Origin of the sequence: Anaerobutyricum soehngenii (assembly GCF_009697165.1) — a bacterium.
In the GTDB taxonomy this organism is placed as follows: Bacteria; Bacillota; Clostridia; order Lachnospirales; family Lachnospiraceae; genus Anaerobutyricum; species Anaerobutyricum soehngenii.
Map to the genome: position 1 here is coordinate 25,949 of NZ_VULP01000030.1, position 13,624 is coordinate 39,572.

Here is a 13,624-nt window from a genome sequence, read left to right on the forward strand (position 1 = left end):
GTGGTGAGTGACTGCTCGACTTGAATAGAAAAATAAACGAAAATACAAACATCAGACTATAGCAAATGTAATGTTAGAGGTTATAGCCTGATGTTTTTTTCACTGTTCTTTCACAGGAATTAAATCATAATCTGTTGACTTCTATTCGCATAAAAATTATAATCTTCAATGTATTAGAATATTAGAAAATGGGTTCGAGGGAATGGAGCAGGATAGATGGATACAGCAAAGATGAATCAGGCAATTCGAATTGCCAAGTTATATTATGAATTACATTATAACCAGCTGGAAATTGCGGCGAGAGAGGGAATCAGTAAGTCTTCCGTAAGCCGTATTTTAAAGAATGCGATGGATATGGGAATTATAGAAGTTCGTATCAAAGATTCTGTCCTGGCAGATAGCAGTCTGGAAAATGAATTAATTGAACGTTTCCCGATCAAAAGGGCAATTATCGTGCCAGATCTGGTAGGCAATCCACAGATATTAATGCAGGACGTATGCGCAGCCTTAGCAGAAGATCTTCCTCGTTACATAAAAAATGACAGTGTGATCGGAGTAACCTGGGGGCATGCACTGGCTGTATTGGCACAGCAACTTCCGAAAATGAAAAGAAAAGGCGTTTCAGTCATACAGTTAACCGGTGGATTTTCCAGAGCAATATTTGAATCAGGAGCATTAGATGTTCTGAAGCGATTTGTCGATAGTGTAGGAGGAATTGGATATCAGATTCCGGCCCCGGCAATGGTAGCAGAACCATCTATTGTAGATGCACTAAAAAAAGATCCACAGATTCAGGAAATTCTTGAAATGGCAGAAGTATGTCAGACTGCGATATATTCTGTAGGAAACCTGGAGCGGCCATCTATTGTATATGAGATGGGACTTATCGATGAAAATGATTATAAAGATTTTAGCCGAAGAGGTGCAGTAGGAGACTGCTGTTCTCATTTTATCAATAAAAATGGCGAGCTTTTCGATAAAAAAATTGATGCAAGAGTTGTTGGTGCTTCTCTTGAGACAATTAAAAAGATTCCAAATAAACTTGTTGTTGCCGTAGGTAAAGAAAAAGAGAAAATCCTTACCGCAGCACTTCGGGGTGGTTTGGTGGACAGCCTCTACATTGACGAACCAACAGCAGAACTTATTGTAAGACATAATCCAATCAATTAAGAGAATGAAATATCAGATGCGCAGAAGAAGTATGTCATGCATTGCATGACACGCATCTCGCAGCAAGAATGCCCCGGCATTCTTGAATTGAAACGTAGAGAAAAATAATAAAAAGCAAGAGAAAAGAAAAAAGAGAAAAGAAAGAGATAAAAAATAAGAAAGAGATAGGGAAGAAATTATGTTAAATCAATTTTCCAGAACCCAGCTTTTACTGGGAGAAGAAGCAATGAATAAATTAAAAAACTCCCGCGTTGCAGTTTTTGGAGTCGGTGGAGTCGGAGGGTATGTCTGTGAGGCACTGGCACGAAGTGGAGTTGGAACATTTGATCTAATAGACGATGACAAAGTATGTCTCACCAACCTGAACCGTCAGATCATTGCCACTAGAAAAACTGTTGGAAAATATAAAGTGGAAGTGATGAAAGAACGAATCTTAGACATTAACCCAGATGTCCAGGTAAATATTCACCAGTGTTTTTTCCTTCCGGAAAACGCAGACGAATTTTCATTTGATGCATATGACTATGTTGTGGATGCTGTCGATACCGTCACAGCCAAAATTGAAATCATCATGCAGGCAAAGAAGAAGGAAGTACCTGTAATCAGCAGCATGGGAGCTGGCAATAAGCTTGATCCTACAGCTTTTCGCGTAGCAGACATCTACAAAACAAAAGTATGTCCTCTTGCAAAAGTAATGCGCCGGGAATTAAAAAAACGAGGCGTAAAAAAGCTTAAAGTTGTTTATTCAGAAGAACAGCCGATCCAGCCAATCGAGGATATGTCCATAAGCTGCAGAGCAAACTGCATCTGCCCTCCGGGAGCAAAACATAAATGCACAGAACGACGTGCGATTCCGGGAAGCGTAGCATTTGTCCCATCTGTAGTCGGACTGATTATCGCAGGAGAAGTAGTAAAGGATATTGCAGGAAAATAATTATCAAATAAAATAATAATCAAATATTGAAGAAGTCAAAGGAACTAAAACGAAAAGAAAGCAATGAAGAAATGTAAAATTACAGTCATGCGTAAAGCATGCTATAAAGATTTGATGAAAAAATATGAGAACCCTATGGAACATGCCTGTGATATGGAAGAAGGACAGGTTTTTATCGCAAACGGATGGAGTAAGCCAGACGGAATGTGTGATAGTGCCTGGGAGAGTATGTCTTCCTTTGTTATGACACTTGCCTATGGAGGAAAAGATATTTACAACGGTTGGATGAAGAATGAAAAGTCTGCAATGATATCCTGTAACGATGGATTTCGACCAGTAAGTTTTCTAATTGAAGCTTTGGAAGAAGAAGCAGATTGACAGATTTTAAAGAAATGATTACAGAATATAATTAGAGGAACGTGATGTTTGATATTAGCGACAGGATAGAACCATTAGAACTATCGGATGTTTTTTATAGATTAGAAGAACTGTTAGAACAAGATCAATTTGAGTTAATTTTTCCAGAATATAAACATAAACATGAATTCCAAAAACAGCAGGATATATCACTGGTATATTTAATGAATGATGCAGTAGAAAGTTTTCTTGTATTTCATAATGCAACGATGACAGGAGAATATCAGAAGGAATATGAAGGGGAGATACTTGCAGTTCTTGATAAAAAAGAAGAACAGTATGTATTAGTTGTGCATCAGGGCGACAGCGTTGTAACCTTGTTTTTTGATACACTGCTGCAGAAAAACAATTTATACAATTACGGGGATGTCGGACATTTCTGGGTAAAAGGGTATGAGTACCTGCGTGTGTTAGAATATCGCCTGGCAATCCTGCGTGATAAATGTGACTATCTGGATGAATCCTGCAGCACCCCGGAAGAAAGAAGGTTAGCTTCTTTAGTAGAATTTCCACCACTAAATTATTGCTGTTACCCTGCCGTACCCGAAAAATACATTGTTCCAAGAGAAAATCCATGGCAGCCTACCGAAAAAGCCATCAATCTAATGCTAGAAATAGCTAAAGAAGCAGAAGATAAAACATTTATCCGGCTTTTATCCTATTATAAGAAAAACAGCTCCACAATGATGTCAAGATGGATCGCTTACATGCTACATCGGAAAAACCATATAAAAATAGTCAACATACTTACAAAAAGATTACAAAAAGCAGCATCGATCTATCCGAACCGTTCCTTTGGAACAAAGAACGATATAAAAATTCAAAAAATTCTGCAAAAAGCAGAAAAAAGAAAACAAGAATTAAAAGAAGCAGGAATAAAAGCTGATATCATCAGAGAAGAACCATTTGTAGAAGCTAAAGATTCTGTACAGTATAAAATATATATAATGAAATGGAAAACACAACATGGGAACTACCACACAAAAATAGAAGAAATAACTATTTGATTCATTGAGAGAAAATAGACGAAAAAAGAAACAATATCATATCCCATCTGCTCTGTAGTCGCTGTGTTTAAGATGCTCATCCGCATCTTAAACACGCTCCGAAGCCGCATCTGGGATATGATATTGTTTCTTTTTTCTGTGTTTTGGCTCCAGAAGGAATGAATGCAATAGTCTTTGGGGAGAGAAGGGAGAAAAATCAGAATACTACTGCTTGCTCGGAAGATGTATCATCCAGAGGATTCGGTGTTTTCTTTAACGAACAGTAAAAATAAAGTGGATTGTCATTTTCCGAGAAATTAAAGTAGTCACCTTTAAATTTATTATCAGTGACAGCATTGCGGAGACAATATCAGAATAAGCCACGACCTTCTGACCTAGCCCCTTCTCTCCACCAAAGACTATTGCATTCATTCCATGTGGAGCCAACAAACAGAAAATAAAAAGAATAGACCATTGCAAATATAATGTGAGAGAAGGTAAATAAAATTCCATGATAGAGATATTTTCCGAGCAAGTAGTAGACTTCTGACCTCTCCCCCTTCTTTTTTCCAAAGACTATTGACTTCATTCCTTCTGGAGCCGAAACACAGAAAATAAAAATAATAGACCATTGCAACTGTAATGTGAGAGCAAGTAAAAATGCCGAACAGGCATTTTCTACGCAGCGATATCTTTACAGTTGCAATGGTCTATTATTTTTATTTTCGTCTGTTCCCTAATGAATCAAATAGTAATTCACATTTATTTCACAGAATCCTCGTTGACAACTTTGGTCATAAAAGCTTACAATAGTCTGATAGACAATAATGGATAATTGTAAGAATTTTTAGAAGATTATTATTGCCTGTAAGTACGCAGAAAGGAAGAACAGACATGAAAGAAGTAAAGACACCGAGAAAGCCGTTTATTTTTTATTATATTGTAGTGCTTCTCATACTCATGTTAATCAATATGTTTGTTATGCCAACGATTCGGGAGGCAAGTATTAAGAAGGTTGACTATAATGAGTTCATGAACATGACATTGAATAAGCAGATTAAAAAAGTAGAGATTGATGATTCACAGATTACATTTACAGATCAGAATGGCACTGTGTATAAGACAGCAAAGATGGACAGTGACTGGGGATTGACAGAGAGATTGTACCGTTCCGGAGCTGAATTTACAACAGAAGTTCAGGAACAGATGTCTCCATTAGCATCCTTCCTCTTATCCTGGATCATTCCGATTATTTTGTTTTCCGCATTAGGATACTATGCCCAGAAGAAGATGATGAATAAGATGTCCGGTGGGGGAGCGAATATGATGTTTGGAATGGGTAAAAGTAATGCCAAGATTTATGTTCCATCCGAGGAGGGAATCCGATTCAGCGATGTAGCCGGGGAAGATGAAGCAAAAGAAAATTTAGCAGAGATTGTAGATTATCTTCATCAGCCATCAAAGTATTCAGAGATTGGTGCATCTATGCCAAAGGGAGTTCTCTTAGTAGGCCCTCCCGGAACTGGTAAGACCATGCTCGCAAAGGCAGTAGCAGGTGAGGCAAATGTACCGTTTTTCTCTATTTCTGGTTCGGAGTTTGTAGAGATGTTTGTCGGTATGGGTGCATCGAAAGTAAGAGATTTATTTAAACAGGCAAAGGAGAAAGCACCATGTATCGTATTTATTGATGAGATTGATGCGATCGGTAAAAAGAGAGATGGTCAGATTGGCGGTAATGATGAACGTGAGCAGACGTTAAATCAGCTCCTTACGGAGATGGATGGATTTGAAGGGAATAACGGTGTTATCATTTTAGCAGCAACGAACCGTCCGGAATCTCTTGACCCGGCGTTAACAAGACCGGGACGATTTGACCGTCGTGTGCCGGTAGAGCTTCCTGACCTGGTAGGAAGAGAGGCAATCTTAAGAGTACACAGCAAGAAGACCCGCCTTGCAGATAACGTAGATTTACATGCGATAGCCCGTATGGCAGCAGGAGCTTCTGGAGCAGAGCTTGCGAATATTATTAATGAAGGAGCGTTAAGAGCAGTAAGGAATGGAAGAAGAATCGTTACACAGGCAGACCTTGAAGAAAGTGTAGAAGTAGTAATTGCAGGTTACCAGAAGAAGAATGCAGTACTGTCACCAAAAGAAAAGATGACGGTTGCTTATCACGAGATAGGTCATGCCTTAGTGGCAGCCAAGCAGACCAACTCCGCACCAGTACAAAAGATTACGATCATACCAAGAACTTCCGGTGCATTAGGATACACGATGCAGGTAGAACAGCAGGATAAATATCTTATGACAAAGGAAGAATTACAGAATAAGATCGCTACATTAACAGGTGGTCGTGCAGCAGAAGAAATTGTGACAGGAACGATAAGTACAGGAGCTTCTAATGATATTGAGCAGGCAACAAAGCTTGCAAGAGCAATGATCACCCGTTACGGTATGACAGAAGAATTTGATATGGTTGCAATGGAAACAGTCAATAATCAGTATCTTGGCGGAGACACCTCTCTTGCGTGTTCCGCAGACACCCAAAAGCAAATTGATGAGAAAGTCGTAGAAGTTGTAAAAACACAGCATAAAAAAGCACTGGATATCTTAAATGAAAATAAAGATAAACTCCATGAGTTGGCGAACTTCCTCTACGAAAAGGAAACAATAACTGGCGAAGAATTTATGCGGATTCTGGAATCCTAATCAAATACTTGTATTAGTTATCAAAATAAAAAAGAGAGATGTAATTTGCGATTGATAAAATGGAGGGAAACTATGCGAAAAAAAGAACGTGCAGCGATTGTAATAGAGCGACTTAAGAAAGAATATCCGGGAGCAGACTGCACTTTAGACTATAATGAGGCATGGAAGCTGCTTGTCAGTGTGCGTCTGGCAGCCCAATGTACGGATGAGAGAGTGAATATTATCGTGAAAGATTTATTTGCAAAGTATCCGGGAATCAATGAACTGGCGCAGGCAGAGCCAGAAGAAATTGAAGAAATCGTCCGCCCCTGTGGACTCGGTAAAAGTAAAGCCAGAGATATCAGCAAATGTATGCGGATGCTCAGAGATGAATTTGATTCTAAAGTACCAGATAACTTTGATGATCTGATGAAGCTTCCGGGAGTAGGAAGAAAGAGCGCCAATCTTATTATGGGAGATGTCTTTGGAAAGCCGGCGATCGTAACAGACACACACTGCATTCGCCTTTGCAACAGGATTGGTCTGGTTGACAATGAGAAAAATCCGAAGAAGGTCGAGATGGCTTTGTGGAAAATTATACCGCCGGAAGAAGGAAGCGATTTTTGCCATCGTTTAGTGTATCATGGTAGAGAAGTTTGTACGGCAAGAACAACACCTTATTGTGAAAAATGCTGTCTCGCTGACGTTTGTAAGTCATATGTTTCTTATATGAAAGAAAAAAAGCAGTAAAAGGGAATTGTGCAAAGCGAAAATTTGTAGTAAAATAATTTCAGCAAGTCAGTCTTTGCAATAATGCAGGATGTGAATTGAGGAAAACTATAACTTATCACATTGGAAAAAGGATGGACAACATGAAAGAATTTAAACCAATCAAAGAAGGAAAAGTCCGCGAAGTATACGATAACGGGGACAGCTTAATTATCACTGCCACAGACAGAATTTCAGCATTTGATGTAATTTTGAAAAACAAAGTAACAGACAAAGGTGCTATTTTAACCCAGATGTCCAAGTTCTGGTTTGATCTTACAGAGAACACAGTACCGAACCACATGATTTCAACAGATGTGAAAGATATGCCGGAATTCTTCCAGAATGAGAAATATGCCGGACGCAGCATGATGTGTAAGAAGCTTGAGATGTTCCCAATCGAATGTATCGTTCGTGGTTACATAACAGGAAGCGGCTGGGAAAGCTATAAAGAGAACGGAACCGTTTGCGGTATTAAGCTTCCAGAAGGATTACAGGAATCTGAGAAACTGCCTGAACCGATCTATACACCTTCCACAAAGGCTGATCTTGGAGATCACGACGAGAACGTATCTTATGATAAGACAGTAGAAATTCTTGAAAAAGCATATCCTGGCAAGGGTAATTACTACGCAAATATTTTAAAAGAGTATACAATTTCCCTCTACAAGAAATGTGCGGAGTACGCTTGGGAAAAAGGTATCATCATTGCAGATACCAAGTTTGAATTTGGTCTTGATGAACAGGGCAGAGTCGTTATTGGTGATGAGATGCTCACACCAGACAGCTCCCGTTTCTGGCCAAGAGAAGGATACAAAGCAGGTAAGGGACAGCCTTCCTATGATAAACAGTTTGTAAGAGATTGGTTAAAACAGAATCCGGACAGCGATTATAATCTTCCGGAAGAAGTTATTGATAAGACAGTTGCGAAGTATAAAGAAGCATATGAGCAACTGACAGGTGAAGAATTTAAATACTAATTTGCTGAGGACACAGACGCCGCTTTATGTAGAAGATATTGTGCTGAATTGTAGTTAGTCTTCTAAAGAAAAAAGAATGGTTATAAGTTTGATTTTGTTCCGTTGCGCTAAGCATTCCATTCTGCCCAGAAAAACAGGAACTTGGGAAAAACGAGTTCCAAGTTCCTATGGTCAGAATTCCATAGCGCAAAGTCACAAAATGCAATACTTATAACCATTCTTTTTTCTTTATCATAGTCTTCTTACAATTCAGCATAAAATTTTATTTCAGTGGCTGTCTGGTTTTGATAACAAATAGCAAATTAGTGATTTATATTGGAAAGAGAAGGGGATTCTCCAGAAGATTCTGAGAGTTAACCAGAGAAAAATTCGCCAGAAGAGAAATTTCTTCTTACAGAATTGTAAGGATATTATAGTGAAAGAAAACGAATTAAGTAGAAGGCGTGGATTTCACTGTTATTTTCTTATGGATAAATAGTTCTCTGATTAAAAATCATAGCCTTCTGGACAATCCCCTTATTCTTCCTCAAGCGAAAATACTAATTTCCTTCTGGAGCCAAAAAGCAGAAAACCAGAAATTTAAGATAGAAGAAAATGTGATGTCGGAGCCAGTAAAAATGCCGAACAGGCATTTTCTACGCCGCGACTATCTTCACAGTTTCTTCTATCTTAAATTTCTGGTTTTCGTTTCTTTAGCCCCTCAAATAAATTAGTATTTAATCCCCCATTCTCTCCATTTCCTGTTATAATATAAATTTGAAAGAGTATATGAAGGAATGAGAGAGGTGACCCAGTATGAAGTGCAGATTTTGTGGTACCAACTTGCCGGATGATGCAAGATTTTGTTCAGGATGTGGACGAGAGGTAGAGAGAGAAGATGTATCTGCAAAAGAGAAGAATAACAATGAAACGGAAGATGCATACTATAGAGAGATTGATGATAAAGAGTACGAAGAGATAAAGAAAAAGAAAAAAGAAGAAGAGAGACAAAGAGAAGAGGCGGCAAAGGAAGAAGCGGAACGAAAACTTCTTGAGGAGAAATATGCCAGAGAAGAGGCGGAACGTAAACGGCGTGAGGAACAGCGTATAATGGAAGAATCGCGCAGGCGGTATGAAGAGGAACAGCGCAGATGGAAAGAGTTTGTGAAAAAGCAGGAGGAGAGTGAAGCTAAGAAGTTATATCGAGGTTATGATGCTGGCTCAGGAACGGCGGCATCGGAATCGACGAAAAAGAGACAGGAAGCTAAACCGCAAAAAAAGAAGAAGTCTTCGATGCCGTTTCTGCTTTATTTATTTATTGTTTTAGCCGGAGGTTTTGCGCTTTATAAATGTGGATTTCCGGAGATGCTGATAGACAGTATTCATAAAAGTTCTTCTGTTTCTGATTCTAAGAAGAATACTTCGTCAAAGGGTGGTAAAGATAAGAAGGATGTAGATAAGAAAACTACAGATAACACCACTTCGGATAAGGCAGGAGAGAAGAAGGAAGCAGAGCATATGCTTGAGGATACAGAGAATTCGCATATGAGTGTGGAGAACTGCCTCAGTACGGATGCATATAACACAGTGATTTCAGAAGATGGAAGTTTTAGCTTTGGATATCCGAAGTATTTGTTTAATCACAGTGAGATGAATGCATCGGGGAACTCGTACAGTCTTACATATAAAGAAGGCAGCGAAGAGAAAAAAGCAGAACTTGCTGTTTATACCGAGGAGAATGAAGGGAATGCATTAGAGAATGCGAAACAGCTTTATGATAGATTTTCTTCTCAGGTAAATAAGATTTATTTTAAGATGCAGCCGACAAGGACGGACAGCGAAGGAATGGCGCGCACCCTGATCGGGGCTTCCGTAGATTCTTCAGAGACGACAGGAGTATATATTATTGCAGCGAATGATGGGGAGAAGAATTATATTTTGAAGTTTACATATCCGGATCCGGATATGAAGGATGATTATAATGCGATTGATTATGTTGTGGATTGTGTGTATCGTTACTGTTCTTTTAGCGGAGGAACGTACCGTCCAAGGACATATCAGCAGTTTTTGAAAGACGATATGGGGAAGAAAAAATGATAATGAGAAAGCATGTTATCGTTACGTGTTTAATAGTTTTTGTGATAAGTACAGTTTTTTGTTTTGAAGAGAAAACAGAGGTGCGGGCGAAGGAAAAGCCTCTTGTGCTTGTTCTTGATCCGGGACATGGAGGCAGTCAGTCCGGGGCGGCAAGGGATAATGAAAAGGTGGAGGAAAAGGATTTAAATTTAAAGATTGCTGTATATTTAAAACAGGAGCTTGAATCGTATGAGAATACAGAGGTTTACCTTACAAGGACGGGAGATGAAGAGATAGAACTTCCGGAGAGGATACAGTTTGCGCTAGAGAAAAGAGCGGATGCGTTGATTAGTCTTCATAATAATGCGGCTGGTCCATGTGCAGCATATGATCATGGTTGTACAGTGCTTGCGGCAAAAGATGGTTACAAAGATGCTCTTGCGCGAAAAGGACAAGAGCTTTCCTGTAATATTTTAAATGAACTGACGAAGCTTGGGCTTACAAATCAGGGAATTTTGACGCGGGATTCCGAGGCGGATGAACGCTATCCGAACCAAGTGATTGCAGATTATTATGCAATTATCCGAGGCGGGGTAGAGAATGATATGCTGACTGTTCTTGTAGAACATGCCTTTATTGACAGTAACAGTGATTATAAAGCGTATCTGAGCAGTGATGAGAAGTTGAAAAGTCTTGCCTGTGCAGATGCAACGGGGATTGCCAGGTATTATCAGTTGGTTAAGAAAAGCCAGGAAGATACAGTGGATCATGGAAAATGTCTGCTAGAACCGTTGAAAGAGTATAAGGAGAAGCTTGTACATGTAGTTGATGGGAATGCAAAGCATAATGAGATTAGCTATAAGACATATTATGGCGAAGAAAGTAAACAACTGCCCTATGATATGGAAACATTTGACCAGATAACAAAGGATATCAATGAAAACGTGATTTCAATGCATATTTCCTATGATTAAGTAAACAAAAGAAAAAATTCGTAACGAAAGTTTGTTTCTTTACGGTATAAATGTGTTATAATGAACGAAAAAATAATGTCGATTTTTGCAAAAGAGGCAGTATTTTCTTCGTGAAAGGATTGAGAGAATGAAAGATAAGTCAATAAAGTCAACAATGAAGAGCTGGATTATGTTGTCTGATAAGGAATTAGATGATACACAGGTTTACATGAAAGAACAGGAAGGCGAGAATGTAGAGTCCATGTCAGAAGACAGGGAAGCTATTCATTATGACAGGAATGCTGCAGGAGATTCCGGTATATATCCTGATAATGACGGATTGTATTCGGACAGTAATGAAGAGGAGACAGAGTCAGACATAGAATCTAAGCAAAACAGAAGAGGCAGGAGAAGAAGATTAAGTCGTGATGAAGAAGTAGAACAGCTAGTACAAGAGGTAGGGCAGGAAGTTGTAGGTGCAGATGATGAAGAGGGAACGCTGTTACATAGGAGAAAGAGACGTCAAGATAAGAAGGCGGCACCAGATTCTGAGAATACACCAGAAACACAGGAGAAGCATCCGGAAGTTAAGAAAGTAGATTTTAAGGAAGTAACAACGGAAAAAACAAAAAAAGCCGGAAGGGAGCAACAATCGGATAAAACAGAGAAGTCAGGCAGTATGGGGAAAGTATTTGCTGCAGGAATCGGAATTGTTCTAGTGCTTATTATTGCCGGTTTAGGTTATCAGAATCAGTCTCTTCAGAAACAGAATCAGAAGCTAAAAACGCAGATTTCCGCTTTGAAAAAGGAGAAAAAGCAGGCAGAACAGGCTTCGGAGGAACAGGCATTACAGACAAAGAATGAAGATGGTGTTGTAGTGAACACAGATAAGATGTTTTCTTCTGTAAAAGTAGGAGATAAAGAGTATAAATTATTAGGAAAGGTATCCGATTTTACAAAGGATGGCTGGAAGTTAGAGGCACTTCGAAATGAAAACGCAACACTTGTTCCAGGAGGGAAGCTTGAAAAAGATGCTTATCTTACAAATACAGATGGAAAGAAGATTGGCGTGATCATTCGAAATATGAGTGATAAGAATCAGAAGGTAAGCGATTGTATCATAACGAAGCTTTCTTTTAGTAAGGAAATGTTTGATGAGCAGATTACGTTGCCGGGTAATCTGACTTTTAGCAGTACGGAAAAGGAATTAAAGAAGGCCGACTTTAAAAAAGATGCGGATGGAATCTACTGCTATACAAGCAAGAGGATAAAAGAAGATACCGTTAAAATGCCAATGGCGGACGGAGAATCCGTATCGGAAATCACATTGGAAAGAGCGGTGGATGAAAGTACAGCGACAGCCACAACAGCAAGTAGTTCCGCTACAACAGCAGCATCGGAAGATGAAAAGAATACCGGAACAGTAAAGAATGAGACAACAGAAGAAGGGAATACTGTAGAAGATTTCTCTCAGGAAACAACAGATACAGTAACAGAAGAATAAGAGAGGAACAGAGAATTTAATCAACATGATAAGGTGTTGATTAAGTTCTCTTTTTTTATTTATTTATAACTGTGTAAAACAGTGATCGTATAAATAATTATGCAAAAAATATTGACTAATTATGCATAAAGTATTATTATACATAGAAAAGACCACAAAATATGCATAAAAATGCAAAGAAGCATACGCGAATTTTCATTTTTAAACGATTTGTGGGATAGTATTGATATTATTGAAGTAGAGGAGAGAGAAAGATGAAGAAATTAGTATTAACAATGCTTTCTATTGCAGGTATGATGCTTTTTACAGCATTACCGGCAAAGGCATGTACATCTTATTATGTAGGTAAAGATTGTACAAAAGACGGAACAACGATGTATGGACGAACAGAGGATATTTCCTCCCGTAAGGACAAAGTTTATAAAGTAATTCAGGCAAAACAGGTTGGGAAGAATGCCGTATATAAAGACGAATCTGAGGAGACTACTTTCCAGGCACCAATTAAAGCAGAGACAACATACCGTTATACGGTTTGTCGTGATGCAGAAGGCGATGATGGATATTTCGGTGAATTTGGTACAAACAGCAAGGGTGTGTCCATGTCTGCGACAACAAGTTCCAGTGTGTCAGAAACTGCAGAAGCAGCAGATGAATACATTGATGCTTATGATTCTGAAATAGGTGGTATTACAGAGGAGAATCTTGTAGATTATATTCTCTGTCAGGCATCTACTGCAAGAGAAGGTGTAGAGATTCTTGCCAGCGCAATCGATAAAGTTGGTGCAGGCGAAGGAAATGGTCTTTTCATCGCAGATAAAAATGAAGTATGGTATTTTGAGATTTTAACAGGACATAATTACTGCGCAATTAAAATGCCTTCAAACAAAGCGGCTGTTATTCCGAACTGTTTTGTTATTGGAGATGTAGATACACAGGATACAGAGAATGTGGTAGCGTCCAAAGATTTAGTTCAGCTTGCCAAAGATAATAATTTTTATAAACCGGCAGTAAATAAAGGAAATATTAATGTAAAGCTTTCTTATGGTAGTGTAAAGTAGCCTATGAAAAAATGGAGCTGAAAAAAAGGCTCCATCGGAACCTTGAAAATTGCAGATATGTTAGCTTTCGGCAGCGTACGCCACCCTTGACGGCACACCAAAACAATGCTC

Annotated in this window: 11 protein-coding genes; all 11 read left to right on the forward strand. The window is 38.8% G+C overall.

The genetic code is table 11. The features are described 5' to 3' along the window. Positions 1 to 216 precede the first annotated feature (216 nt). Positions 217 to 1,170, forward strand: a complete 954-nt coding sequence (locus tag FYJ25_RS12020; RefSeq protein WP_154581394.1) for a sugar-binding transcriptional regulator — start codon at positions 217 to 219, stop codon at positions 1,168 to 1,170. Positions 1,171 to 1,348: 178 nt separating this feature from the next. Then, positions 1,349 to 2,104 (forward strand): tRNA threonylcarbamoyladenosine dehydratase, encoded by a 756-nt coding sequence (locus FYJ25_RS12025; protein ID WP_154581395.1) that lies wholly within the window; start codon positions 1,349 to 1,351, stop codon positions 2,102 to 2,104. A 63-nt stretch (positions 2,105 to 2,167) separates the two neighbouring features. Then, positions 2,168 to 2,482 (forward strand): TIGR04076 family protein, encoded by a 315-nt coding sequence (locus FYJ25_RS12030; RefSeq protein ID WP_154581396.1) that lies wholly within the window; start codon positions 2,168 to 2,170, stop codon positions 2,480 to 2,482. Between the two features lie 44 nt (positions 2,483 to 2,526). Beyond that, the gene (locus tag FYJ25_RS12035; protein WP_154581397.1) at positions 2,527 to 3,528 is read left to right on the forward strand and encodes a DUF3878 family protein; all 1,002 of its coding nucleotides are present in this window, start codon (positions 2,527 to 2,529) and stop codon (positions 3,526 to 3,528) included. An 873-nt stretch (positions 3,529 to 4,401) separates the two neighbouring features. After that, positions 4,402 to 6,216, forward strand: a complete 1,815-nt coding sequence (gene ftsH / locus FYJ25_RS12040; protein WP_154581398.1) for an ATP-dependent zinc metalloprotease FtsH — start codon at positions 4,402 to 4,404, stop codon at positions 6,214 to 6,216. Positions 6,217 to 6,288: 72 nt separating this feature from the next. After that, on the forward strand, positions 6,289 to 6,945 hold the full coding sequence (locus tag FYJ25_RS12045) for an endonuclease III domain-containing protein (protein WP_154581399.1): 657 nt from the start codon (positions 6,289 to 6,291) through the stop codon (positions 6,943 to 6,945). A 122-nt stretch (positions 6,946 to 7,067) separates the two neighbouring features. Next, on the forward strand, positions 7,068 to 7,943 hold the full coding sequence (locus tag FYJ25_RS12050; protein WP_154581400.1) for a phosphoribosylaminoimidazolesuccinocarboxamide synthase: 876 nt from the start codon (positions 7,068 to 7,070) through the stop codon (positions 7,941 to 7,943). Between the two features lie 795 nt (positions 7,944 to 8,738). Continuing rightward, positions 8,739 to 10,019, forward strand: coding sequence for a zinc ribbon domain-containing protein (locus tag FYJ25_RS12055; RefSeq protein ID WP_154581401.1), 1,281 nt, complete (start codon positions 8,739 to 8,741; stop codon positions 10,017 to 10,019). Next, positions 10,016 to 10,972, forward strand: coding sequence for an N-acetylmuramoyl-L-alanine amidase family protein (locus FYJ25_RS12060; RefSeq protein WP_154581402.1), 957 nt, complete (start codon positions 10,016 to 10,018; stop codon positions 10,970 to 10,972). Before FYJ25_RS12055 ends, FYJ25_RS12060 begins: the two co-directional genes overlap by 4 nt. A gap of 127 nt (positions 10,973 to 11,099) precedes the next feature. Further along, on the forward strand, positions 11,100 to 12,455 hold the full coding sequence (locus tag FYJ25_RS12065; protein WP_154581403.1) for a hypothetical protein: 1,356 nt from the start codon (positions 11,100 to 11,102) through the stop codon (positions 12,453 to 12,455). A gap of 254 nt (positions 12,456 to 12,709) precedes the next feature. Next, the gene (locus FYJ25_RS12070; protein ID WP_154581404.1) at positions 12,710 to 13,513 is read left to right on the forward strand and encodes a C69 family dipeptidase; all 804 of its coding nucleotides are present in this window, start codon (positions 12,710 to 12,712) and stop codon (positions 13,511 to 13,513) included. Positions 13,514 to 13,624: the final 111 nt, after the last annotated feature.

Bases quoted from the DNA above. Each gene is read 5' to 3' on its own strand.
- FYJ25_RS12070 (WP_154581404.1), top strand. From the start codon at position 12,710: ATGAAGAAATTAGTATTAACAATGCTTTCTATTGCAGGTATGATGCTT.
- ftsH (WP_154581398.1), top strand. From the start codon at position 4,402: ATGAAAGAAGTAAAGACACCGAGAAAGCCGTTTATTTTTTATTATATT.
- FYJ25_RS12050 (WP_154581400.1), top strand. From the start codon at position 7,068: ATGAAAGAATTTAAACCAATCAAAGAAGGAAAAGTCCGCGAAGTATAC.
- FYJ25_RS12065 (WP_154581403.1), top strand. From the start codon at position 11,100: ATGAAAGATAAGTCAATAAAGTCAACAATGAAGAGCTGGATTATGTTG.
- FYJ25_RS12035 (WP_154581397.1), top strand. From the start codon at position 2,527: ATGTTTGATATTAGCGACAGGATAGAACCATTAGAACTATCGGATGTT.
- FYJ25_RS12030 (WP_154581396.1), top strand. From the start codon at position 2,168: ATGAAGAAATGTAAAATTACAGTCATGCGTAAAGCATGCTATAAAGAT.
- FYJ25_RS12025 (WP_154581395.1), top strand. From the start codon at position 1,349: ATGTTAAATCAATTTTCCAGAACCCAGCTTTTACTGGGAGAAGAAGCA.
- FYJ25_RS12060 (WP_154581402.1), top strand. From the start codon at position 10,016: ATGATAATGAGAAAGCATGTTATCGTTACGTGTTTAATAGTTTTTGTG.
- FYJ25_RS12020 (WP_154581394.1), top strand. From the start codon at position 217: ATGGATACAGCAAAGATGAATCAGGCAATTCGAATTGCCAAGTTATAT.
- FYJ25_RS12055 (WP_154581401.1), top strand. From the start codon at position 8,739: ATGAAGTGCAGATTTTGTGGTACCAACTTGCCGGATGATGCAAGATTT.
- FYJ25_RS12045 (WP_154581399.1), top strand. From the start codon at position 6,289: ATGCGAAAAAAAGAACGTGCAGCGATTGTAATAGAGCGACTTAAGAAA.